At 71.6% G+C, this 23,023-nt stretch carries 16 protein-coding genes; 7 read left to right on the forward strand and 9 right to left on the reverse strand.

Annotation, left to right across the window (positions count from 1 at the left end):
- Positions 1-197: 197 nt before the first annotated feature.
- The gene (locus Ade02nite_RS25900) at positions 198-962 is read left to right on the forward strand and encodes a class I SAM-dependent methyltransferase (RefSeq protein ID WP_203769114.1); all 765 of its coding nucleotides are present in this window, start codon (positions 198-200) and stop codon (positions 960-962) included.
- Positions 963-1,542: 580 nt separating this feature from the next.
- Here the strand turns inward: Ade02nite_RS25900 and Ade02nite_RS25905 are convergent.
- Complete coding sequence (locus Ade02nite_RS25905) at positions 1,543-1,812, reverse strand: DUF2277 domain-containing protein (protein ID WP_203769116.1); 270 nt, start codon at positions 1,810-1,812, stop codon at positions 1,543-1,545.
- A gap of 105 nt (positions 1,813-1,917) precedes the next feature.
- Here Ade02nite_RS25905 and Ade02nite_RS49560 point away from each other — a divergent pair, with 105 nt between their 5' ends.
- On the forward strand, positions 1,918-2,808 hold the full coding sequence (locus Ade02nite_RS49560) for an isocitrate lyase/PEP mutase family protein (protein ID WP_239169052.1): 891 nt from the start codon (positions 1,918-1,920) through the stop codon (positions 2,806-2,808).
- Between the two features lie 10 nt (positions 2,809-2,818).
- Entirely contained in the window at positions 2,819-3,211 is a 393-nt protein-coding gene (locus Ade02nite_RS25915; RefSeq protein ID WP_203769118.1) for a DnaJ family domain-containing protein, read from the forward strand.
- On the opposite strand, the gene Ade02nite_RS25920 is transcribed toward Ade02nite_RS25915, so the two are convergent.
- Positions 3,200-4,846 carry a DUF6114 domain-containing protein gene (locus Ade02nite_RS25920; RefSeq protein WP_203769120.1) on the reverse strand — a complete coding sequence of 549 codons (1,647 nt, stop codon included), beginning with the start codon at positions 4,844-4,846 and terminating at the stop codon, positions 3,200-3,202. The two genes, Ade02nite_RS25915 and Ade02nite_RS25920, sit on opposite strands and share 12 nt — an antisense overlap.
- A gap of 84 nt (positions 4,847-4,930) precedes the next feature.
- Positions 4,931-5,575 carry a DUF6230 family protein gene (locus Ade02nite_RS25925; protein ID WP_203769122.1) on the reverse strand — a complete coding sequence of 215 codons (645 nt, stop codon included), beginning with the start codon at positions 5,573-5,575 and terminating at the stop codon, positions 4,931-4,933.
- A gap of 330 nt (positions 5,576-5,905) precedes the next feature.
- Between Ade02nite_RS25925 and Ade02nite_RS25930 the strand changes: the two genes are divergently transcribed.
- The 3 genes from Ade02nite_RS25930 to Ade02nite_RS25940 all read left to right on the forward strand — a co-directional run bounded on the left by Ade02nite_RS25930 (position 5,906) and on the right by Ade02nite_RS25940 (position 11,271).
- On the forward strand, positions 5,906-7,975 hold the full coding sequence (locus tag Ade02nite_RS25930) for a transglycosylase domain-containing protein (RefSeq protein WP_203769124.1): 2,070 nt from the start codon (positions 5,906-5,908) through the stop codon (positions 7,973-7,975).
- A 66-nt stretch (positions 7,976-8,041) separates the two neighbouring features.
- Complete coding sequence (locus Ade02nite_RS25935) at positions 8,042-9,307, forward strand: sensor histidine kinase (protein ID WP_203769125.1); 1,266 nt, start codon at positions 8,042-8,044, stop codon at positions 9,305-9,307.
- Positions 9,304-11,271: an ATP-binding protein gene (locus tag Ade02nite_RS25940; protein ID WP_203769126.1), complete on the forward strand. Its 1,968-nt coding sequence runs from the start codon at positions 9,304-9,306 to the stop codon at positions 11,269-11,271. The genes Ade02nite_RS25935 and Ade02nite_RS25940 overlap by 4 nt, the downstream gene beginning before the upstream one ends.
- Here the strand turns inward: Ade02nite_RS25940 and Ade02nite_RS25945 are convergent.
- From Ade02nite_RS25945 to Ade02nite_RS25965, 5 genes are all read right to left on the reverse strand, one after another.
- Complete coding sequence (locus Ade02nite_RS25945) at positions 11,225-13,765, reverse strand: molybdopterin-dependent oxidoreductase (protein WP_203769131.1); 2,541 nt, start codon at positions 13,763-13,765, stop codon at positions 11,225-11,227. The genes Ade02nite_RS25940 and Ade02nite_RS25945 overlap by 47 nt on opposite strands.
- Positions 13,762-14,544: an FAD binding domain-containing protein gene (locus Ade02nite_RS25950; RefSeq protein ID WP_203769133.1), complete on the reverse strand. Its 783-nt coding sequence runs from the start codon at positions 14,542-14,544 to the stop codon at positions 13,762-13,764. Before Ade02nite_RS25950 ends, Ade02nite_RS25945 begins: the two co-directional genes overlap by 4 nt.
- A 40-nt stretch (positions 14,545-14,584) precedes the next feature.
- A complete protein-coding gene (locus Ade02nite_RS25955) occupies positions 14,585-16,027 on the reverse strand; it encodes a hypothetical protein (RefSeq protein WP_203769135.1) in 1,443 nt (480 codons plus the stop codon).
- A gap of 447 nt (positions 16,028-16,474) precedes the next feature.
- The gene (locus Ade02nite_RS25960; RefSeq protein ID WP_239169053.1) at positions 16,475-18,625 is read right to left on the reverse strand and encodes an RICIN domain-containing protein; all 2,151 of its coding nucleotides are present in this window, start codon (positions 18,623-18,625) and stop codon (positions 16,475-16,477) included.
- Positions 18,626-18,633: 8 nt separating this feature from the next.
- A complete protein-coding gene (locus Ade02nite_RS25965; protein WP_203769139.1) occupies positions 18,634-19,809 on the reverse strand; it encodes an alginate lyase family protein in 1,176 nt (391 codons plus the stop codon).
- A 204-nt stretch (positions 19,810-20,013) separates the two neighbouring features.
- Here Ade02nite_RS25965 and Ade02nite_RS25970 point away from each other — a divergent pair, with 204 nt between their 5' ends.
- The gene (locus Ade02nite_RS25970) at positions 20,014-21,675 is read left to right on the forward strand and encodes an FAD-binding dehydrogenase (protein WP_203769141.1); all 1,662 of its coding nucleotides are present in this window, start codon (positions 20,014-20,016) and stop codon (positions 21,673-21,675) included.
- Positions 21,676-21,712: 37 nt separating this feature from the next.
- On the opposite strand, the gene Ade02nite_RS25975 is transcribed toward Ade02nite_RS25970, so the two are convergent.
- Positions 21,713-22,417, reverse strand: coding sequence for a hypothetical protein (locus Ade02nite_RS25975; protein ID WP_203769143.1), 705 nt, complete (start codon positions 22,415-22,417; stop codon positions 21,713-21,715).
- Between the last annotated feature and the right edge of the window lie 606 nt (positions 22,418-23,023).

Consider the following 23,023-nt stretch of genomic DNA (forward strand, 5'->3'; position numbering starts at 1 on the left):
GCGGGCCGGGTGCGTAGTGCTGTCGGCGCGGGAGGCGTGGTGGGGGCGTGGGGGACGGCACGCGAAACGTGGGCGGCGGCGCGCTGGTTCCCGGCTGTGGCGCGCTATGCGGGGTGGCGATGCGGGGTGGCGATGCAGCGTCGTTCTGAGGACTGTCGATGGGTGGGTTGCTTGATCGGCGTCGGTAGCGTTCGGGTATGAGGATGCCGTCGGCTGATGCTGAGCAGCAGTATGCGAGGACTACTGACAACCTGAGTGCGCGGATTGCCATTCATGCCTATGGCACCAATCCGCAAGGGTGGTTCTCGTGGCTGGGGGAGCGGCTACCAGACGGCGGGGACGTGCTCGAAGTGGGAGCGGGGACGGGAGAGCTGTGGCGGCATCTCGATCCGCGCCGGGCGGGGCTGCGGTTGACGTTGGTGGACTTCTCGGCGGCCATGTGTGAGCGGCTTCGGGAGGTTCCGGGGGCCGACGTGCGGCAGTGCGATGCGGCGGAATTGCCATTCGCGGAGGGGCGGTTCGATGCGGTGATCGCCAACCACATGCTCTATCACGTCGATGATCCGGATGCGGTGCTGCGGGAGTTCGCGCGGGTGCTGCGGCCGGGCGGGCGGCTCTTCGTGGCCACCAACGGGCGTGGGCACATGGAAGAGCTGTTCGCGGTTGCGACGGCCGTTGGCAAGGCGGACGTGGGCGGGACGCCGGCGCGGAGCAACTTCCTGGCCGAGGAAGCGCCGGAGTACATCGGGCGGCACTTCCGCGATGTGGTCAGCGAGGCGTATCCGAGCAGTCTGGAGATCCCCGCAGCCGAACCGGTCGTCGCCTATCTGGCCAGCCTCTCCGGCGAGCCCCTCGCACCCGAGCAGCTCGCGGCGGCCCGAGACCTCGTCCAGGCGCGGATCGACGCGGACGGGCACTTCCGCGTCCACAAACACACCGAGCTGATCACCGCGACCCGCTGACCCGGCTCACCGCGTCCAGGTTTGCCCCTAACGACCGGGCGCGCGAGGCAGCAGGAGGCGTCCGGGTCCGTGCCCTGATCACGCGGCGCGCGGCAGCAGGCAGCCGATCCAGGCGCGTGCGGGTTTGTGTGGCGGTGACCCGGCGCGCCGGGGCCGGCACGTTGTGGATGCGCAGCCGGCGGAGGTCGTCGGTGTCGCGGGTGCCGTCGCGGCGGTGCAGTTGGACGCGTGCGGGTTGTGTGGCGATCGCCTGGCGCGCGCCCGGGGCCGGCACGTTGTGGATGCGGACGCGTGCGGGTTTGTGGCGATCGCCTGGCGCGCGCCCGGGGCCGGCACGTTGTGGATGCGGGCGCGTGCGGGTTTGTGTGGCGATCCCCCGGCGCGGCCGGGGCCGGCACGTTGTGGATAAGGACGCGTGCAAGTCTGTAGAGCGATCGCCCGGCACGTCGTGGTTACGGACGGGACGTGTGAGGGGTCGGGCCACGTCGGTCGGCGCCGGTGGCGGGGTGACGGAGCGCCCGGCGAGGTGGTCTGAGCGGCGTGGTCGTAGGGCTTGGGGTGGCGGGCGCGGAGGTGGGTGTCAGGAAGCGTAGCGGCGTTCGGCGCGGGCTCGGGCCTTGGCGGCTTCTGTCTCTCGGTTCTTGGGTGGGGCGGTGGTGGTCAGCTCGCTCAAAAGCTCGGCGGTGGCCTGGGTGACGGCGGCTACGGCGCGGTCGAAAGCCTCCTGGTTTGCCTGGGAAGGGCGGGTGGTGCCGGCGACCTTGCGGACGTATTGCAGGGCGGCGGCGTGGATCTCGTCGGGGGTGGCGGGTGGTTCGAAGTTGTGCAGCTGGTGGATGTTGCGGCACATCTGCGGTGTCCTTCCGAAGGGGTGGTGTCGGCCACTGGCCAACCTACGCCGGGGGTGCGACAAGTTCGGGGAGCGCCGAAGTGTCGGCGTTCTAGCGTTCGTGGCATGAGTGATTTTCGTGGGCTTCATCGGCCGGGGCGGCCGCTTCTTCTGCCGAACGCCTGGGACGTCGCCTCGGCCGTTGCGCTGGCCGGGGCCGGGTTCGCGGCGGTGGGGACGACGAGTCTGGGTGTCGCGGCGGCGGCGGGAGTGCCGGACGGGCTCGGGCTGGCGCAGGAGCAGACGCTGGAGCTCGTCAAGCGGCTCAAGAAGCTGCCGGTGCCGCTGACCGTGGACGTGGAGAGTGCCGGACCGGAGTTCGCGGCGGCCCTGTTCCGGGAGGGCGCGGCGGGGATCAACGTGGAGGACGGGCGGGCCGACGGGAGCCTGACGCCTGTCGCGGAGCAGGCGGAGCTGATCGGCGCCATCAAGGCCCGAGTGCCGGGACTGTTCGTCAACGCGCGGATCGACACCTACTGGCTCGACACCGGGTGGGAATCCACGAGGCAGGAGAGTGGCCCGAGTCAGGGCGACGGCGCGCCGCAGCCGAGCGGCCGGCGCAAGGCTGAGGCCGCGAGGCGGGAGAACAGCGCCGCGCGGGAGAACAGCGCCGCGCGGGAGAACAGCGCCGCGCGGGAGAACAGGACTGCGCGATGGGAGGAGACCCTGAAGCGCGCCCACGCCTATCTCGCCGCCGGTGCTGATGGGATCTTTGTGCCGGGTGTACGGGACGAGGCCGACATCCGTGCCCTCCCGGCCCCGCTCAATGTGCTGCTGCTGCCGGGGATGACGGTGTCCCGGCTCGCGGAGTGGGGAGTGGCGCGGATCAGCATGGGCTCGCTGCTTTATCGGGTCGCTCTCGATGCGGCTCTTGTCACGGCGGTGGCCGTTCAGGAGGGGGCTCCGGCCCCTGAGGGCGTGCGGTCGTACGCCGAGACTGATCGATTGGCTCGGTAGAATCGGCTGCATGACGCACTGGTACGAGTCGTCGATCGATCGGCAGTTGCGGGAGGCCACCGAGCGCGGCGAGTTCGACAACCTTCCGGGTGCGGGCAAGCCGTTCGCCGATTCCGGGCAGGAGTACGACGACGACTGGTGGGTCAAGGACTGGCTGAAGCGGGAGAACGCCACCGCCGGTGTCGTTCCGCCCACGCTGGCGCTGCGGCGCGAGACCGAGGACCTCGAGCAGATCGTCGACCGGCTCACCACCGAGCGGGCCGTGCGTGAACGGGTCGACGGGCTCAACGAGCGGATCCGCAAGGCCAACGTCGGGCTGATGGACGGGCCGCCGGTGATTCTCCGGCCGCTCGATGCCGACGCCGTGGTGGCGGGCTGGGCGGACAGGCGCTCAGGACGCTGAGACGATCTCCTGGATGTTCAGCGGGTCCGCGGTCAGCGTGTCGCAGCGCACGTAGGCCAGCTGGATCGTCACGTCGGTGAACCACAGCACCGGCAGGGTCAGCGGCGGCGGCTGCTCCGGAGTGAAGGTCACCGGGATCAGGCCGAAGAGCTTGCCCTTGAACTGCGGCGTGTAGAAGCGCACGTTCCCGTCGGTGACCAGCTCGTTGCTCTTGATCACCGTCTGGGCGTTGCCGCGCTCGTCGATGGTCAGCGTGAACGGCTTGTTCACCGCCTTGGACATGCTGAACTTCAGCGCCTTGAAGCTGCCGGTCGCGGTCGGCAGGTCGACCACACCGTCGTACGTGGAGTCGTACATGGTGAGCGAGTCGACCTCCATGACGCCCGGCTTGAGCGCCACCCGCGGGACGTCGTCGGCGCCGGCCACCTTGCCCATGACGCGCGGCCCGAGGCAGGGGATCTCCTCGGCGGTGGGGGAGGTGGCCGAGGCGGCCGGCTTCGTGGTGGCCGGAGCCGAGGTGGTGGTGGCCGCGGCGGAGGACGCGGGTGCGGACGTGGGGGGCGCGGAGGTGGCGGGTGCGGACGTGGCGGCCGGGGTGGTGGGCTGCGACGACGCCGGCGACGTGCTCGGAGCGGACGGTTCCGCGGTGGCGGAGGCCGAGGGCGACGCGTCGCCGATGCCGAGCAGGTTGCCGAGGCCGTCGAAGAACTCCTCGACGGGGTTGCTGCCCTCGTCCCCCTCCGCGGCGGCGGCCGGCGCGGAGGGAGATGAGGACGCGGTGGTGGTTGCCGGCGGCGAGGCGGAACTCTCGGGGGCACTGGTCCCGCCCGCCGCCGGCTGGCTGGTGTCGGCCGGGCCACCCGGGGGGACGGTCCGGGTGGCCTCGGCCGGGGTCTCGGGGGCGGTGGAGGCCGGCGCCGGCGAGGTGGAGGAGGGGCTGGTGGCGACCGACCGCGAGGGCAGTCCCTCGGGGCACTCCACGGCCCGCGCCGGGCGGCCGCTGCCGGCGATGAGGACGCCGCTGGTCACCGCCGCGACGAGCAGGATCACGCCGAGGGCTCGCGGGTGCACGCCGCCGCGCGGCTCCTCGGGCGGCATCCCCGGAATGATCTCGGTGTCGCCCGAGCTGGGCCGCAGGATCGGCTGGGTGGGCCGGTCGTCATGCCCGGCGATCTCGACGTCGTCCGCGGGAAAGGAATCCGAGGAGGAGGAGGAGGAGGGCGGCTCGTCGGTGGAAGGAGCGGAGAGTGAAGGATCGGGCGAGGCCGTGGGCTTCACGCGCGGCGGCCCCCAGGCGATCACCAGCGCACCGCCGAGGATGCCGAGCATCATGCCGAGGATGAAGCCGCCCAGGTTGAGCCCGAGGAACGAGTAGAGCGCGGTGAGCAGCCCGACGATGCCGTAGAACAGGCGCTGCGCCGGCGTGGCCCAGACCAGGATCCCGGTGAGCACCATGATCAGCGGCAGCAGGTAGGAGAGGAAGCCCTGCGGCCCGAGGTGCAGCTCGAGGTTGCCCAGGTTCATGTTCGCGCTGAGGAACATCTCGAAGCCGGACAACAGCAGGAAGAGCCCGCCCCAGAACGGCCGGCTGCGCCGCCACCGCCGGAACCTGCCCCAGAAGTCGTCTGTTGCCACGTGTGCTGCCCTCTCCGGAAGTAAAGAAACGAACAGGTGAGGGCCCGCGGATCAGGCGTTCCGCGAGCCCTCGGGCCGGTCACTCTAGTAACACTCTTTGCCGCTCTGGGCGAAGAAGAGCTTCAGGCTCATGCCGGACAGGCGGAAGGTCGAGGCCGAGGTCATGTACGCCTGCTGGCGCAGCCCGTCGATCTCGACCTTGCGGGCCTGCTGGCCGAAGCCGCCGACGTCGCCGTGCTCGAGATCCTGGCCGGGACCCTCGTCACGGTTGAGCGTCGAGGCGTCCTGGCCGATGTCGATGTCCTTGAACGTCGCGTCGCCGCTCAGTTCCGACATGCCGATCAGCAGGTCGTCGGCGTGCACCGGGTTCTCGGGGTCGGCGCCCGCCTCGATCCGCAGCACCACCGGGCCGACGGCCACGGACTGGCAGAGGTTGGTGATGTCCGCGGACTTGATGCCCGACATCGCCGCGACCACGAACTTCTGGCCGGTCTGCTTCTGCACCGTCTCGGTGGGGAGCTGCTTGCTGTACTGGGTGAAGCCCGTGCCGTCGAGCCGGTCGGCGGAGAGCTTGAACTGGGTGCCCGACACCGAGAAACTGGCGGCGAGCGCCCCCTGGGCCAGGGCGACGACCAGGCCCCCGGCGACCACGGTGGGCACACCCACCGCTACGGCGAAGCGGCGCCAATTCGTGCGTCCGTACGCCGGATCGCCTTGCGCATCCTTCACGGATCCTCCTAGTGGTGGAGACGGCTCCGGCGGCACGCAGAGAGGTCCGTCGATGCCGTCGTTTAACGTGCGGGAAATGTTGCCGCTGAGGTCATCGAGTTACAAGAGCCTTGGCTACTAGTCAGTAACCCAGCTCACCAGATCTTGATAACTCTGCGTGACAAGATTGCGAACGGCGGCCACCAATTCGGGCGAATCGCGGACCCAAGGGCCTGTGACCGTCACCACACGTATATGCCTCCGCCAAGGTTACGGATCGGTAACAAAACCCAGGTTGTTCTCAGGAATCGGTGTTACGGCTTGATCGACAAGCGAGTGAAGGGAACACCGATGGCCGAGAAAAGACGTGCCCTGGGCCGTCTGGGTGGCGTCCTGGTGCTGGTGGGCGCCCTGGTCGGGGTATCGGCGATTCCGGTCGGCGCGGTGCTCGGCGCGGGCGCGCACTGGCAGAACAAGCAGGCCGACGAGCTGCCCGCGCAGCTGCTGAGCCCGTCCGCGTCCCAGGTCACCCGCATCTACGCCAACGACGGCAAGACGCTGATCACCACGTTCTACGACGAGGACCGGCACGACGTGACGCTGGCCCAGATCGCCCCGGTGATGCAGGACGCGATCGTGGCGGCCGAGGACACCCGCTTCTACGACCACGGCGGCGTCGACCTCAAGGGCCTGGCCCGCGCCTTCGTCAAGGACGCGAGCAGCGGCGAGGCCGCCCAGGGCGCCTCGACGCTGACCATGCAGCTGGTGCGCAACGTCCTCAAGGAGGACCCGACGCTGACTCCCGAGGAGCGCGCCGCGGCGACCGAGGACACCCCGGCCCGCAAGCTCCGCGAGATCGAGTACGCGATCCAGCTCGAGACCAAGCTCAGCAAGAAGCAGATCCTGCAGAACTACCTGAACCTCGTCTACTTCGGCAACGGCGCGTACGGGATCGAGGCCGCGGCCCGCCGCATCTTCGGCACCACCCCGGCCAAGCTCGACCTGGCGCAGTCCGCGCTGATCGCCGGCATCGTGCAGTCGCCGGACGTCGACAACCCGATCGGCGGCTCCAAGGCCAAGGCCCGCGAGCGCCAGCTCTACGTGCTCGCCGCGATGGTGAAGGCCGGCATGATCACCCAGGCGCAGAGCGACGCCGCCGCCAAGGAGAAGCTCACCTACTCGGGCAAGACCCAGCCCAACGGCTGCGTCGACGCCGGCGGCGAGACCGACGGCTGGGGCTTCTTCTGCGACTACCTCCAGCGCTGGTGGGATCAGCAGCCGCAGTTCGGCTCGACCGTGCAGGAGCGCGACGACGCGCTGCGCCGCGGCGGCTACACCGTGGTCACCACGCTCGACCCGGACATCCAGAAGAAGGCGGCGGCCGAGTCGCGCAGCGTCTACGGCCTGAAGAGCTCCAAGACGCTGCCCATCGCCGTGGTGCAGCCCGGCACCGGCAAGGTGCTCGCGCTCGCCGTCAACCGGCACTACGGCAGCGCCGAGAAGACCGTCGACACGGTGAACCCGCTGATCAGTGGCGGCGAGGGGCTGTACGGTTACCCGTCCGGCTCGACGTTCAAGATGTTCACCATGCTGGCCGCCCTCGAGAAGGGCCTGCCGCTGAACACCGGCTACGAGACGAAGTCGCCCGAGGTCACCGAGTGGACCGACTGGGGGCCGGGCAACTGCGACGGCAAGTACTGCCCGGGCAACGACAACCCGAGCTGGATGGACGGCTACCGCACCATGTGGGACGGCTTCGGCCGCTCGGTGAACACGTACTTCGTGCGGCTCGAGGAGCAGGTCGGCCCCGCCGCCGTGGTCGAGATGGCGCAGCGGCTGGGCATCAGCTTCGCCAACCCGGCCGACAAGAAGCAGGCGCAGACCGGCGCGGGCACCTGGGGATCCTTCACGCTCGGCGTCGTCGACACCACCCCGCTCGAGCTCGCTTCCGCGTACGCGACGGTGGCCGCCGAGGGCACGTACTGCGCCCCGCTGCCCGTCTCGTCGATCACGAACTCGGGCGGCGAGAAGCTGCCCGTGGCCGGCAGCTGCAAGAAGGTCCTCGACACCGAGGTGGCCCGCGCGGCGACCGACGCGGCCCGCTGCCCGGTGGGCCAGCAGAGCACGTACGGCAAGTGCAACGGCGGCACCGGCACCCAGGTGGCGAGCATCTTCGGCGGCGTCCAGGTGGCCGGCAAGACGGGCAGCACCGAGGACAACCGGACCGAGACCTTCGTCGGCTTCACGCCCACGATGGCCGCGGCCGGCATCGCGAACGACCCGGTCAACCCCTCCGACCACGTCGGCTCGGCGGTCGAGTCCCAGGTGGTCACGGCGGTCGCGAGGACCCTGCGGTACGCGGTCGGTGACGACTCCCGGGACTTCACCCCGCCGAGCTCGGCCCTGGCCTTCGGCGGCTGAGGGCCGGAAAGGGGATGAAACAGACAACAGCTCAGGTAAGGGCGGTTGCCTGCCGACATAAACCAAGTGAGGACCGCCCACGAGCAGCGCCGCCTGGCGGCGCTGCACGAGTACGGCCTGCTCGACGCCCCCGCCGGTGACGAGCTCGAGGCCGTCGTCCGGGTGGCCGCCACCGTGGCCGGGGTGCCCACCGCGACCCTCAACCTGATCGACGAGAACCGGCAGTGTCAGCTCACCACCACCGGTTTCGAGGGCAGCACCACGACCCGCGACGACTCGATGTGCGCGGTCCGCTTCGAGTCCGGCAAGCTCACCTACCTGCCCGACGCGCGGCTCGACCCGGCGTACGCCGGCAACCCCTGGGTGACCGGCAGGTTCGCCGGCGTCCGGTTCTACGTCTCGGTCCCCCTCGTGACGCCGCAGGGCTACGCGCTGGGCTCGCTCTGCGTCTTTCACCACGAGCGCCACGAGCTGAGCACCGAGCAGCTGGACCGCCTCCGCGACCTGGCCCAGGTGATCCTGGCCCTCTTCGAGCGCCGCCGGCAGGCCCGGGTGAACGGCGCTCTCGCCGCCGAGGTGCAGGCGCAGCACGCCGAGCTGGAGCTCGCGCACGCGGCCCGCGCCGCCACGATCGCCGAGCTGCGCCGCTCCAACACCGAGCTGGAGCAGTTCGCCGGGGTGGTCAGCCACGACCTGGCCGCCCCGCTCAGCGTGATCAGCGGCTATCTGGAGCTGCTGGCGGAGGAGGCCGGTGACGCCGATCCGCAGTCAGCGAAGTGGATCGCGTCGGCCTCCCGGGCGGCCGGCCGGATGCAGCGGCTGATCACGTCGCTGCTCAGCTACGCCCGCGCCGGCAACGCGCCCTGCCGCCCCGAGCCGGTCGCGCTCGGTGAGCTGGTCGACCTGGCGCTGACCGACCTGCGGGGCACTGTCGACGGCGCGACCGTGGTCGTGCAGGACGACCTGCCGGTGATCGAGGGCGATCCCGTCCTCGTCCGCCAGCTGCTGCAGAACCTGATCGGCAACGCCCTCAAGTACCGCAGCGCGGAGCGCCCCTGCCGCGTCGAGATCACCGCGGAGCCGGCGCCGGACGGCCGCCGGCGTGTCCGGGTGGCCGACAACGGCCCCGGCATCCCGCAGGAGCAGCGTGCGCGCGTCTTCGAGATGTTCGCCCAGGTCGACCCCGCCGCCGGGAGCGGGCACGGCGTGGGCCTGTCCACCTGCCAGCGGATCGTGGACCGCCACCACGGCGAGATCCACGCCGAGCAGACGCCGGGCGGTGGCACCACGATCTCGTTCACCCTGCCCGCCCCCGGCAGGCCGCCGTCATGAGGATCGACCGGAGCGTGTTCTCGTCGCTGCGCTACCGCGTCGCCGGCGGCTTCGCGGGCCTGCTCGCCCTCTTCCTCGTGCTGATCATCGGGCAGTTCGTGGTCAGCGACCGCCTGCGCGTCGAGCATATCGGGCACACCGAGCACGTCGACGTCCTGCACGACACCAACCAGGCCGTGCTCCAGCAGATGACCAATGCCGAGACCGGCGTACGGGGTTTCCAGCTCACCGGCGACGAGGCGTTCCTGGAGCCGTACGACAGCGGGCGCGCCGCCGCGTTCGAGGCGCTGGACGCCCTCGCCGCGATCGTCGACGACCCCGAGGTGAGCCGCCTGGTCCAGGCCGAGCGCGAGACCGCCGAGAACTGGCTGCACGCGTACGCCATCCCGATCGTCAACGCCGGCGAGGCGGATGCCGACGCCGGCCGGCTCGCCCGCGGCAAGGCGCTCTTCGACGAGCTGCGCGCCGCGAACGCCGACGTGGCCGCCGCGATCGGCGCGTACGGCGACGCCCTGGCGCGCGACGAGCGGGCGGACACCCGCGCCGCCGGGCTGCTCTTCGGCTCGCTGGCCGTGATCGTCGTGCTCGCCGGGATGGGCCTGGCCCTGCTGCACCAGCGGCACCTGCTCGCCCCGCTGGAGGACATCCGCGGCACGCTGCGCCGGCTCGCCGACGGCGACCTCGGCGCCCGCTGCCGCCCGGTCGGGCCGGGCGAGCTCAAGGCCGTGGCCGGCACGGTCAACGACCTCGCCGCCGAGACCGAGCGGCTGATCACCGCCGAGCGGGCCCGCGCCGCCCGCAGCGAGCTGCGCCAGGCCATCGCCGCCGAGCTGCGCTCCGAGGGCGACCCCCGGGAGATCGGCTGGCGGATGGCGATGCTGATCGGCAACGCGATGGGCGCCGACGCCGTCCACGGCCAGGTGACCTTCCAGCCGGGCGATCGGCTGGAGGTGCACTGGCCGCCGAACGCCGCCACGCTCGACCCGAAGGTGGCCGAGGAGATGGCGAACGCCGTTCCCGGGCAGGCCGTCACCCCCGCGTCGCTGCCCGGCGGGCTCGCCGTAGCGCTGAGCGGCGACTCCGGCTGCCCGCCCGGCATGATCTGCGTGGTGCGCTCCGCCCGGCCCGAGTGGCAGCCCGAGGAACGGCGGCTGCTGGCCTCGCTCGCCCGCGAGATCGACCACACCGTGCACCAGTTCCGGCTCCGGCTGCGCCAGGCCCGGCTGATCAGCGAGCTGCGGGTGCTCGACGAGCAGAAGGACGTCTTCGTCTCGACCGTCACCCACGAGCTGCGCACGCCGCTGACCAGCATCCTCGGCTACACCGAGATGCTGGTGGAGGACGAGGGCGACGACTTGTCGCCGATCCAGAAGCGCGGGCTCGACGCGATCCTGCGCAACGCCAACCGCCTCCAGGAGACCGTCACCGACCTGCTGCTGCTGGACCGCTCCAACGAGCGGGTCGGCGCCGAGGCCGTGCCGGTCGACCTCGCCGGCGTGGTGGACAACCTCTACGAGAGCCTGGGCACCGCGGCGCGCGCGAAGGACCTGCGCTGGGACGTGACGACCGAGCCCGCCTGGGTGCTGGGCGACGCCGGTCAGCTCGAGCGTGCGCTGCGCAACCTGCTGCAGAACGCGATCAAGTTCACCGACCAGGGCGGCCGCCTCGAATGCCGGGTCAGCGCCGCGAACGGCGAGGTGCACGTCGAGATCACCGACACCGGCATCGGCATCCCGCCGGACGACCTGCCCGGCCTGTTCACCCCGTTCCACCGGGCGTCCAACGCGATGCACCAGGCGGTGCAGGGATCCGGCCTGGGCCTGGCGATCGTGCGCACCATCGTCAGCGAGCACGGCGGCACCGTCACCGCCCGCTCCGACCTGGGCAAGGGCAGCACCTTCACGATCAAACTGCCGCTCAGTCAGCAGCCTCTCGCAGAGCCGACCAGATCCGGTCCCGGGTGAAGGGCAGCTCCGTCAGCCGTACGCCGGTCGCGTCGCGCAGCGCGTTCGCGAGCGCCGGGGCGACCGGGTTGAACGGGCTCTCGCTCATCGACTTGGCGCCGAGCGGCCCGATCGCGTCGTCGGTGTCGGCGAACAGCACCTCCGTGCGCGGCACGTCCGCGTACGTCGGAAGGTGATATTGCCGGAAGCCGGTCGTGGTGACCCGCCCCTCGCCGTCGAGGTCGACGTGCTCGGCGAGCGTCGCGCCGAGCGCCTGGGCGACCCCGCCCTCGATCTGACCGCGCAGCTGCACCGGGTTCATCACGGTGCCCGCGTCGGCGCTGTGCACGCTGCGCAGGATCCGCAGCTCGCCGGTGGCCGGGTCGACGGCCACGCGGAACCACTGCGCGTTGAACGCCACCGAGCGCGGGCTGCCGCCCCAGTGCCCCTCGGCGCTCGTCACCTCGGATCCGGCGTCGATCTGCGCCCTCAACGCCCGGGCGGCGTGCAGCACCGCCTTGCCGGCCACCACCACGCCGGTCGACGCGAAGGCGCCGGTGTCGTGGCGTACCGCATCGGTGTCGGACTGCCGCAACACGATGCGGTCCGGGGTGACGCCGAGCGCGTCCGCCGCGATCTGGCAGTGCACCGTCGAACTGCCGTTGCCGAACTCGGCGGTGCCCACCGCCACCTCGAACCGCCCGTCGCCGAGCCGGGTCACCGTCGCGTCGGCGTGGTGCCCGCCCGGCGGCCCCGCCGCGATCATCGCGATCGCCATGCCCTCGCCGGCGAGCCACCCCTGCGGCACCTCGTCCGGCTCCGCGGAGGCCTTGCGCATGTGGGCGAGGCACTGGTCGAGCCCGTAGCTCGCGATCGTCAGGTCGCCCGCGTGGTCGCCCGGGGCGGTGAGGTCGTCGCCCGGGCCCACCACGTTGAGCAGGCGCATCTCGACCGGGTCGATGCCGAGCCGCCGGGCCAGCTCGTCGATCGCCGACTCGACGGCGAACGACACCTGTCCCAGGCCGTAGCCGCGGAACGCGCCCGCCGGGACGGTGTTCGTGTAGACGGACCAGGCATCGGTACGCATGTTCGCGCACCGGTAGACGGCGATCGACTCGTGGCAGCTGTGGTACATCACCGCGGGCCCGTGGTTGCCGTACGCCCCGGTGTCGGACACGACCTCGAGCCGCAGCGCCGTGAGCGTGCCGTCGGACCTGGCCCCCGCCCTGACCGTCACCTCGAACGGGTGGCGCGTCGTCGCGCTGGTGAACTGCTCGGCCCGGGTGAACTCGTGCTTGACCGGCCGCCCCGACCGCAGCACGGCCAGCGCCACCAGATCCTCGGCGAGCATCTCCTGCTTGCCGCCGAAGCCGCCGCCGACCCGGCCCGCGATCACCCGGACCCGCTCGTGCGGCAGGCCGAAGAGCGACGCCAGGGCCCGGCGGGTCAGAAACGGCGTCTGCGTGCTCGACCGGATCACCAGCCGGCCGTCGCCGTCGAGCCAGCCGACCGCGCCGTGCGTCTCGAGGCTCGCGTGCTGCACGCGCGGGGTGCGGAACGTGCCCTCGTACACCTCGTCGGCCTCGGCGAAGCCGGCGTCCACGTCGCCGAGCGTGGCGTGCAGCTCGCCGACGACGTTGCCGCCGGGATGCACGCGCGGCGCGTCCGCGGCCATCGCCTCCCGCGCCGTCAGCACGTGGGGAAGCACCTCATAGTCGACGGCGAGCGCCCGGCAGCCCTGTTCGGCGGCGGCCTCCGAGGTGGCGACCACGGCGGCGACGCGCTGGCCGGCGAAGCGGACGACGTCGTCGAGCACCCGAGTGTCCGCGGGATCCTCGGTGACGTTCTCGTGCTGGGCCGTCGAGAAGAGCCGGCCGGGATCGTCGGCGTGCGTCAGCACCAGCTCGACCCCCGGCACGGCCAGCGCCGCCTCGGTGCGGATCGCCACGACGCGGGCGTGCGCGTGCGGCGAGCGCAGCACCTTCAGATGCAGCAGGCCGGGCACGTCCAGGTCGAACGTGTAGCGGGCGCGCCCGGTCACCACGTCCGGCCCGGCCGGCGCGCCGAGCCCCGAGCCGACGGCCTTGCCCTCCGCCGGCTCGGACACGTGCACCACGCCGTCCATGGCGTCGGCGATGGCGCGGTACCCCGTACACCTGCAAAGGTTGCCCTTGAACGCGCGTGGCAGGTCGGTGCGCTGGTCGTCGGTGAGCGCGGCCGCGGTCATGAGGAAGCCGGCCGTGCAGAAACCGCACTGGAAGCCCTGCGCGTCGACGAAGGCGCGCTGCACCGGATGGTCCAGGCCCTCGACGGTCGTGACGCTGCGGCCGGCGGCGCGGAACGCGGGATAGACGCACGAGTGCACGGGAACGCCGTCGACGTGCACCGTGCAGGCGCCGCAGTCGCCGGTGTCGCAGCCCTTCTTGACGCCGAAGCAGCCCTCCTCACGAAGGTACGTGCGCAAGCACTGTCCCGGGCGTGGCGCTCGCTCGTGCTCGGTCCCGTTGATCCTCATGACGCCAGCTCCCGCCGGATCTGTTCGGCGTAGAGCCGGGTCATGTGCCGCCGCCACGCCGGAAGCCCGTGCACGTCGTCGACGTAGGCGTCGTCCGGGATCCGCTCGGCGAGCGCCACCTGCAGCCGCTCCTCGTCCGGGCAGTCGGTGAAGGTCAGCACGAACGGCCGCCTGGTCGCGGCGGTCACCGTCAGCGTCATGCCCCCCTCGTCGTCCCGGCGCCCGATCAGCAACACCCCCGACCGTCCGTGCGCGTGCAAGGAGCCTTGGCGGTACGAGGTGACGGCCGTCAGCGACGCCGCGGGCAGCCACACCGAGCGCAGCAGCTCGCCGTCGCGCAGCACGGTGGTGCCCTCGCCGGTGACGAAGTCCTTGACCGGCACCGTGCGCTCGCCCTCCGGCCCCTGCACCAGGCACGTCCCGTCCAGCGCGGCCCCCATCGCGATCATCGGCCCGGCCGGCAGCGCCGCGCACAGGTTGCCGCCCACCGTCGCCACGTTCCAGATCTTGAACGAGGCCAGGAAGGCGTGACAGCACTTCTCGACCAGCGCGTGCCCGCTCGCCGCCAGCTCCGCGATCGTGCAGGTGGCGGCGATCTCCAGCCCGTCGGGGATCTCGGTGAGCGCCGGCCAGCCCGCGGCCGTCAGGTCGAGCAGCCGGGTCAGATGCGGCCGGGGCTCGGCGAACAGGGCCGTCCCGCCGCCGAGCCAGGCGTCGCCCGGGCGCCACTGGCCCACCTCGGCGGGGCTGATCACTTCGGCGACAGTGTTCAGATCCACGTTCGTACGCTACGCGCCCCGTGTTTCGGATCACGATCCGTCAGATCAAGATGAATGCACTTCCGGCCGTCACCGCGGCCCACGCCAGATAGAGCGCCACCGGCCGCCGCGGCACCTGGATCTCGGGCGGCGGCGGCAGCGGGCTCAACGCCAGCGACCTGGTGCGCGCGTCCCGCAGGGCGGCCACCAGCTCCTCCGGCGTGCGCTGCCGGCCCGCACCGGCCTGCGGCTTCGGCCACGGCATCGGAACGGGCACCGTCATCACCGACTCGCCAGCGGTCAGCACGATGCTGTTGCCGTCGTCGTACACGATGGCACTGTCCGTCGCCCACGGCTGACGGTCACGCCCCCGGAAGCCGACCGCCGCGACCCCGCCCGCGTGCCACCGCAGCCGCTGCCGCAGCTGCGACCGCCACCCGAACTCGAAGCCCGCCGCCGCGGCCACCGCCACCACGGCGAGCACCCCGGCGGCCGGCAGCCCCGCGACGTGCCCGATCTCGCCGGCCCCGAGCGCACCACCGGCCCCGATCGTGACGGTGGTGACCCAGGCCCGCACCGGCGCGATCCGATGCTCCCGAGCCTGAAAAGCGCCGGCGTCCCGATCCGCCGGCCGCAGCGCCTCCGGGTCGACCAGCTGCTCCTCGTCGTCCTCCACCTCCCGCGGCAGCCCGTGCACCACGTCGTACGGCACGGTGATCACCTCGCCGACCGGCCCGACCGGCACGTGCAGGCGGTCGCCGACCTCCAGCACGCACCACTCGCCCTGGCGCGGCGTGCCGTAGAGAACCCCCGGAACGGTGTGCGCGTCGTCGTCCTCGTCCCGCGGCCGCGGCTCCGCGACGTCGAAGGCGAACTCCAGCGCCGTCTGATCGTCGGTGGCCGGGAGGAGCACATGCACGTAGCCCTCCTGCTCCACGGCCCGCACGGCGTGCACCGGCTGCGGATGGTTGAAAAGCCGCCGCAGCGCCGACTGCTCCCGCACGGCGCGGGCCAGCAGCGCACAAGCCAGCCCGAACGCCGCGACCGTGGCCGCCAGCCAGGGAACGGCGCCGTCGTCGACGGCCACCCAGACGACCCCCGCGGCCGACAGCAGGAGCAGGGAGAAGCCGGCCGCCTCGGCGGGCGCCCCGACATGCGGAAGCGCATAAGGCGGCGGGGGCTTGCGGTGCGGGACGGGCAGGGCGGCCGGGGGTCGTTCCCGCCGGGCCACCAGCACGCAGACGCCCGCGTACGCCCAGACGACCAGGACCGCGGCGTAACCCGTCGCCAGCGGGGTCCAGAGCACGGCGCCGAGAAGAGCGGCCCAGGCGGCCGCGGGCTTGTGCGCGTAGGCCATGAGCGCGGGCGCCACGAGGACGCCGAGGGCCAGCCAGCGGGCCGCGGGAGCGGGATCGGAGACGCCGCCCAGGATGCCGAAGAGCAGGAGGAACGCGGTCAGGGCGGCGGCTGCTACGACGCTTTCGACACGCAGCAGGACACGCATGCTTTCATGGTCGGCGAACGGGCGGCGGTGAGGGGCGGGAACGCGCCAACCCGCGGCGTCAGCCGACCCACAGCACCCGCCCTCCCAAGGGGGCCCCCATCCTCACCACGCATCCTCGCAAAACAGCGCATGATCACGCCGCCGTCCTGTGGAAAACCCGCACTGTGGAAGACCCGCACTTGTGGAAAAGCCGCACTGTGGAAAACGGCACGCGACGGAAGCCGGCCGCCGACGGCCTGAGAAGGCCGCCGACGACCGGCGCTCAGTACAGCCCCTTGCCCGGCCCGATCGGCGGTTGGCCGGGCCGCTCGGCGGTTGGCCGGGCCGCTCGGCGGTTGGCCGGGCCGCTCGGCCGCCGCCCGGCCCGCTCGGCCGCTGCCCGGCCCGCTCGGCCGGGGTTCGCCACCAGGCGCCCCAGCCGAGTTCCCGCAGCCGGAACCGCCGCTGCTACGGCCCGCTGACCAGGCTCGTCACCTGATGACCGCTGTTCACCGCCGCCCCCGTCGTGTTGATGACGTTCGTGATGGTGCCCGTGCCGCCCAGCGAGACCGTCACCATGTCGCGGAAGCGCACCCCCGACTTGACCGGCACCTCGAAGGCCCGCGCGTTCACCACCGACGGGTTGACGTTGAAGTAGCAGTAGCTGCCCAGGCCCCACGCCTCGTGCGTGGTGACCGAGTCGGCGACCTTGTACGCCGCCCAGCCCCGCGTCGAGCCGTTCATGTACGCGGCCTGGCTCGGCGGGTCGTACGGCATCTCGTTCTGGTAGAAGTACGTGCGGCCCGCCTCGCCGTTCCAGATCGTCTGGTATTGCTGGTAGTGCTCGACGAAGAGGCCGTAGAACGTCACGTTGTCGCCGTCGACGATCAGGCCGTTGCGGCCCGTGTTGACGGTCCAGCCGACCGTGCCGCTGTTGCCGTGGTCGGCTCGCCAGATCCAGGCGTGGTCGCCGATCACGTTGTTGCTGTTGATCTGCATGCTGACCGTGGCCTTGCCGGCGATGGCGCCGCCGACGCGGATGAAGACGTCCGACAGCACCGTCGGGTTCGCCGCGTGGGACGCCGACGAGCCGGGCGGGCCCACCTGGAGCAGGGTGTTCGAGTTCGTCGTTCCGGCGTCGAAGAGCACACCCGCCAGCCGTACGCCGTCCACGTCCGCGATGTGCATGGCGTCCACGCCGCCGACCGGGACGAAGGTCGCCAAGCCCAGGCCCAGGATCACGGTGCCCGCGCGGTTCACGTTCAGCGTCTGGTCGAGGCTGTAGACGCCGGGCGTGACCAGCAGGTTCTTGCCCGCCGCGAGCGCCGCGTTGATCGTCGTCGCGGTGTCACCGGGCTTGATCACAGCGAAGGTGCTGATCGGCAGCGACGTGCCCGCCGGGTTGCCGGAGGCCCACGTGGTGCCGCTCGCGTTGCTCCGCAGGGCGGGGACGAAGACCTGGTACGCGCCGGCGCTGTCCACGTACAGGTAAGGCTTCTCGGCGATCGTCGGGGAGGAGCCGATCGTCGTGTACGGCGGCGTCGGGAAGCTCTGCGCCGGTGCCCCGGGGCTGCCGACGAAGACCTGGTTCCAGTTGGAGCCGGTCCAGCTGCCCATCTGCGAGTTGCGGGTCAGGAACTGCTGCTGCGAGCCCGACTGGATCTGCCCGTCGATCTTCGAGTCGGCGATGAAGCCGCCCGACGACCAGCCGCCGTCCGACAGCGCGAGGTTGCCGCGGACGTGCATGCGGCGGTACGGGGCCGCCTGCGACACGGACCAGCGGTCGAGCCCGTCCTGCGGCGTCACCGACAGACCCTCGGCCGAGCGCCAGAAGTTCTGCGTGGCGTTCTGCGAGCCGTCCGGCCACCAGTCCGCCTCGACGTGCACGTGCCCGTTGATGGTCACCTGGTCCGGGGTGAGACCGAGGCCGGCCACCTGGGTGAAGAAGCCGACGTTCGCGTCCACGTTGTAGCTGCCCGGCTTGAAGAGCAGCGCGTAGCGCGCGTTGCCGAACTGGTTGGTGACCTGGCTGCTGAAGACGCTGTTCAGCTTCGCCTGGATCGTCGCCGCGGACATCGACGGGTCGAAGATGGTGACGTTCGGCCCCAGGTCGGGGTTGGCGGGATTGGTCGGCACGGTCGGCGTCCCCGAGTAGGCCCACTTCTGGTTGGCCCCGCCGCCGCACGTCCACAGCTGCAGCTTCGCGCCGTCGGCGAGGTTGTTGTCCTTGATGTCGAGGCACTTGCCGGCCTTGACGTTGACCAGGTCCTTGGCCGCGTTGAGCGTCCACTGCTGGCTGGTCAGCCCGGCGTAGCAGTCCCACATGTGCACGACCGCGCCGTCGGTGGTGGCGCCGTTGGCCACGTCGAGGCACTTGCCGAGGCCGCGCACCGAGCCGTCGTCGGCGAAGGTCCACGTCTGGTTGGGCCCGGCCGAGCAGGACCACATCTGCGGCTGGTTGCCGTTGGCCGTGCTGCCGTCCGTCACGTCGAGGCACTTGCCGTTGGCCGAGCTGACGAGGGTGCCGGTGGTGGCCGCGAGCGCTTCGGTGACACCCACGGCGCCGAGCCCGGCCACAACGACGCCCAGGACGGCGCCGGTCAGGAGTCTTCTCTTCATCACGTTCCTCAGGCCGGGTTGTTGGCGTGCGTCAGCGTTTCCCAGGCCACGAAGAGGTTGTTCGTGCCCTGCGGCCGCTTCGCCTCGGTGTACGTCCGGGTGTTGCTCATCGCGTAGCCGAGGCGGTTGGCGAGCGCGTTGTAGGCGACCTCGGTGACCGGGCCGAGCCCCTTGACGACCGACCCGCCGCAGATGGTGGAGGGCACCGCGGTGCCGTTCTCGAACTTGGTGTGCAAGCCGAGCGCGTGCCGTTCCCGGTCGGCGAGCGACGGCCACAGGTCCTCGCCCTGGATGCGGCTGGTCTCCGCGATGTGGCTGATCGCCGAGAGGCCGTACCCGGTGTGGGTGAAGTCCCGGCACGTCTCCTGGGACAGACCGTCCACGAAGGTGCTCTGCCCCTGCCAGTAGCTGATCAGCTCGGCGCGGGTGTCGACGCCGCCCACCGGCGGATACTTCGGCTGGCTGCCGTCGGCGGTGACATAGACGTACGCCTCGGCGCGCGCCTTGAAGCGCGCGATCGCCCGGTCGTAGCTCGCCTTGTCGTCGAGGAAGACCGAGATTCCGACCGCGGCCTCCATCATCGACAGCTCCCAGTTGCCGTTGCTGGCGCTGCCCTGGATGACCACGGGCAGGTAGACGGTGCGCAGCATGGTGGCGAACCGGGCCTGGTTGGGCCAGCTGGAGTACGTGTACTTGATGATCTCGGCGGCGCGCGGCCACACCGACCCCGCCCAGCCGGTCTGCAGCGGGGCGTTGCTGTTGGTGTGCGACGTGATCGTCGCGGACCACGCGTCCATCAGGGCGATCGACTTCTGGGCGTACGCGGCGTTGCCGGTGATGTACCACGCGAGCGCGTCGGTGTACGCGGCGATCGCGTCCTCGCGCTCGTCCGTACACCCGTTGTTGGGGTTGGAGTAGGAACCGCACTCGACGGTCGCCCGCGGCGCGGGGACGCGCGAGAGCGAGGCGTAGCGGCTGGCCATCATCTGGTTGTAGGCGCTCAGCCACGGCTGGGCGCCCGCGTTGACCTTGCTCTTCACGAAGTCGAGCTGCGGCCGGCTGACCAGGACACCGGGGTGGGTGAACGTGATCGGCGCGGCGTCGGCGGTCACGAGGCGGACGCCGAACGTGGCGGTCGCCGCGACCAAAGCCGTGAACGCGGCTAGAAGGGCGCGTCTGCGCATGGGGATCTCCCGGGTGGGGGTGGGGAACCGGAAAGTGACTTAACAGTTCCTGCGGCCCCGCGCCCGGTCAAGAAGGCATCGACCGACTTAAGTTTCCCGTGACCGTTTCGTTGCCTTAGTTCGATCCTTAGTTGAAGTGCTCCGCGGAAAACCGTGCCGACGGAACCTGAAAAATTCTCAATATCTCCGGTACATTGCCGGACCATGAACGCTGACGTCATCGTCGTCGGCGCGGGCCTCGCCGGGCTCGCCGCCGCCCACGAGCTTGTCGCCGCCGGCAAGCGGGTCGCCCTGGTCGACCAGGAAAATGCCGCCAACCTCGGTGGCCAGGCGTTCTGGTCGTTCGGCGGGCTCTTCCTCGTCGACACCCCCGAGCAGCGCCGCCTGCGCGTCGCCGACTCGTTCGACCTGGCCTGGAGCGACTGGCAGGGCAGCGCGGCGTTCGACCGCCTCGACGACGAGGACTCGTGGGCGCTGCGCTGGGCGCGGGCGTACGTGGAGTTCGCCGCCGGCGAGAAGCGCGCGTGGCTGTCGTCGCTCGGCCTGAGCTGGCTGCCGACGGTGGGCTGGGCGGAACGCGGCGACCTGCGCGCGGACGGGCACGGCAACTCGGTGCCCCGGTTCCACGTGACCTGGGGGACGGGCACGGGCGTGGTGGCGCCGTTCGCCCGCTCGGTGCAGTCCTCGAACCTGGTCGACTTCTACTTCCGCCACCGCGTCGACGAGCTGATCGTCACCGATGGCGTGGTGACCGGCGTCCGCGGCGTTCGGCTCGCGCCCTTCGACGGCGCCCGCGGCGTCCCGTCACCCCGCGACCCGATCGGCGACTTCTCGCTGACGGCCCAGGCCGTCGTCGTCGCTTCCGGCGGCATCGGAGCCAACCACGATCTCGTACGGCGATACTGGCCCCCGTCGCTCGGAACGGCCCCTCGTTCGATGACCACCGGCGTGCCCGCCCACGTCGACGGCCGCATGCTCGGCATCTCCGAGACCGCCGGCGCCCGCCTGGTCAACCGCGACCGCATGTGGCACTACACCGAGGGCATCCGCAACTGGGACCCGATCTGGCCCGGCCACGGCATCCGCATCCTGCCCGCCCCGTCGTCGATGTGGTTCGACGCGCTCGGCCGCCGCCTGCCCGCGCCGTGCCTGCCCGGCTACGACACGATGAGCACGCTGCGCCACCTGCGCACGACGCCCGACCTGGTGGAGCACGACCACTCCTGGTTCATCCTCACCCAGAGGATCATCGAGAAGGAGTTCGCCCTCTCCGGCTCGGAGCAGAACCCCGACATCACGGCGAGCGATCGCCGCGCGTTCCTGAAGGAGCGCATCTTCGGCAAGGGCGCCCCCGCACCGGTGGAGGCGTTCAAGCGCCACGGCGCCGACTTCGTGGTCGCCGCGACCCTGGACGAACTGGTCGACGGCATGAACGCCCTGACCGACAAGCCCCTGCTCGACGCGGCCGTCCTGCGCACCCAGATCGAGGCCCGCGACCGCCAGATGGACAACCCGTACAGCAAGGACGCCCAGGTCCAGGGCATCCGCAACTCCCGCCGCTACCTGGGCGACAAGATCGGCCGTACGGCCACCCCGCACCGCATCCTCGACCCGGCCGCAGGCCCGCTGATCGCCGTCAAGCTGCACATCCTCACCCGCAAGACGCTGGGCGGCATCCAGACGGACCTGAGCTCCCGAGCAATCGGCCCGTCGGGCGAGCCGGTGCCGGGCCTCTACGCGGTGGGCGAGGTGGCCGGCTTCGGCGGGGGAGGGGTGCACGGGTACAACGCCCTGGAGGGCACGTTCCTGGGCGGGTGCCTGTTCAGCGGACGGGCTGCCGGTCGGGCGTTGGCGCAGGCCCTCTGACGCCGAGGCCGGGGGCCGAGGCCGCCGACCCCGGCGCCTAGGCCGGTTGCTGTTCCGCGGTCGCTGCGGTGCCTGACGAACGGGCCAGCACAGCCGCCGCGCCCACCACGGCCATGACTCCGAGGACCGCCGGCGCCGCCCAGCCGTGCCGGATCTCGTCGCCGAGCAGCGGCACGGCCACCAGGGCCGGCACGATGACCTCGACCGCCCAGAGCAGCCCGGTGACCGCCGCGACCGTGCCCCGCCGCAGCGCCGCCGCGTACGCCGCCGTGCCCGCCACCCCCGTGCAGATCACCACCCACAGCAAGGGCTCCGCCAGCGTCGCGAGAACCGGCGTGCGGATCTCCACCGCCCGGCCCGCGAGCGCCGTAGCCGAGTAGGCCACCCCACCGAGACCCGCGAGAAGCAACCCCCGCCGATCGGTACGCCCTGCCACCAGCACCGCCGCCCCGGTGATCGCCGCGACTGCGAACCCCGCCACGGCCAGCACCACCGTCGTCCCGTGCCCCGGCACCGAGGCCGGCTGCTCGTCGCTGGACAACCCCACCACGGCCAGCGCACCCACCATGACCGCGACCGCCCCGTAGTCCCGGCCACGCAGGGGCGTCCGCAGCACGGCACGAGCCAGCAGCACGGTCACCGCGAGCGATCCGGCAAGCACGGCCTGAACCACGTACACCGGCAACCCGCGCAACGCCCACAGCGACAGCAGCCACCCGCCACCGTCCCCGGCAAGCCCCACCAGATAAAGCGGAGACAACGCGAGCGCGAGCGCCGTCCCAGCCCCTCGCGCCGCCGCCGCTTGCAACACCGATCCGATTGCGTACGCCACAGCAGCAAGCGCCGCGACAAGCAGACTCACAGCGCCCCGCCCGACCTTCTCCGACCAGCGCGCCTCCACCGGCGTCAAGGCGCGATCATGCAAACCCGAGCCCGACTGTACGCGGTCAAGCCACCCACCCGACCGCGTCACCGCCCGGCCGTGTCACCGCATGGCCGTGTCACCGCATGGCCGTGTCACCGCATGGCCGTGTCACCGCCCGAGCGTCACCGCGTCACCGCCCGACCGTGTCACCGTCCGACCCCGTCACCGTGTCACCGTGTCACCGTGTCACCGTCCCACCGTGTCCGCGCCCGACCGTGTCACCGCGTCACCGTCCGACCGTGTCACCGCGTCACCGTCCGACTCTGTCACCGCGTGACCGTCCCACCGCGTCGCCGCGGCGAAGCTCTCCCGCCCGCCCATCCGGCAGCGGCGCCAGCCGGCTCTCCCGGCGTCGCGAATCTGCCTGCCACCTTCCCGGTCGCGATCACCGGGCCGGGAGCTGCTGCGCCGCTCGCTGCGGCG

The organism is Paractinoplanes deccanensis, from assembly GCF_016862115.1.
GTDB lineage: Bacteria > Actinomycetota > Actinomycetes > Mycobacteriales > Micromonosporaceae > Actinoplanes > Actinoplanes deccanensis.

What these genes read in the sequence shown, in the direction of transcription:
- Ade02nite_RS25900 (WP_203769114.1), top strand. Translation starts at nt 198, where the DNA reads ATGAGGATGCCGTCGGCTGATGCTGAGCAGCAGTATGCGAGGACTACT.
- Ade02nite_RS25915 (WP_203769118.1), top strand. Translation starts at nt 2,819, where the DNA reads ATGACGCACTGGTACGAGTCGTCGATCGATCGGCAGTTGCGGGAGGCC.
- Ade02nite_RS25940 (WP_203769126.1), top strand. Translation starts at nt 9,304, where the DNA reads ATGAGGATCGACCGGAGCGTGTTCTCGTCGCTGCGCTACCGCGTCGCC.
- Ade02nite_RS25960 (WP_239169053.1), bottom strand. Translation starts at nt 18,625, where the DNA reads ATGAAGAGAAGACTCCTGACCGGCGCCGTCCTGGGCGTCGTTGTGGCC.
- Ade02nite_RS25965 (WP_203769139.1), bottom strand. Translation starts at nt 19,809, where the DNA reads ATGCGCAGACGCGCCCTTCTAGCCGCGTTCACGGCTTTGGTCGCGGCG.
- Ade02nite_RS25930 (WP_203769124.1), top strand. Translation starts at nt 5,906, where the DNA reads ATGGCCGAGAAAAGACGTGCCCTGGGCCGTCTGGGTGGCGTCCTGGTG.
- Ade02nite_RS25955 (WP_203769135.1), bottom strand. Translation starts at nt 16,027, where the DNA reads ATGCGTGTCCTGCTGCGTGTCGAAAGCGTCGTAGCAGCCGCCGCCCTG.
- Ade02nite_RS25970 (WP_203769141.1), top strand. Translation starts at nt 20,014, where the DNA reads ATGAACGCTGACGTCATCGTCGTCGGCGCGGGCCTCGCCGGGCTCGCC.
- Ade02nite_RS49560 (WP_239169052.1), top strand. Translation starts at nt 1,918, where the DNA reads ATGAGTGATTTTCGTGGGCTTCATCGGCCGGGGCGGCCGCTTCTTCTG.
- Ade02nite_RS25945 (WP_203769131.1), bottom strand. Translation starts at nt 13,765, where the DNA reads ATGAGGATCAACGGGACCGAGCACGAGCGAGCGCCACGCCCGGGACAG.
- Ade02nite_RS25905 (WP_203769116.1), bottom strand. Translation starts at nt 1,812, where the DNA reads ATGTGCCGCAACATCCACCAGCTGCACAACTTCGAACCACCCGCCACC.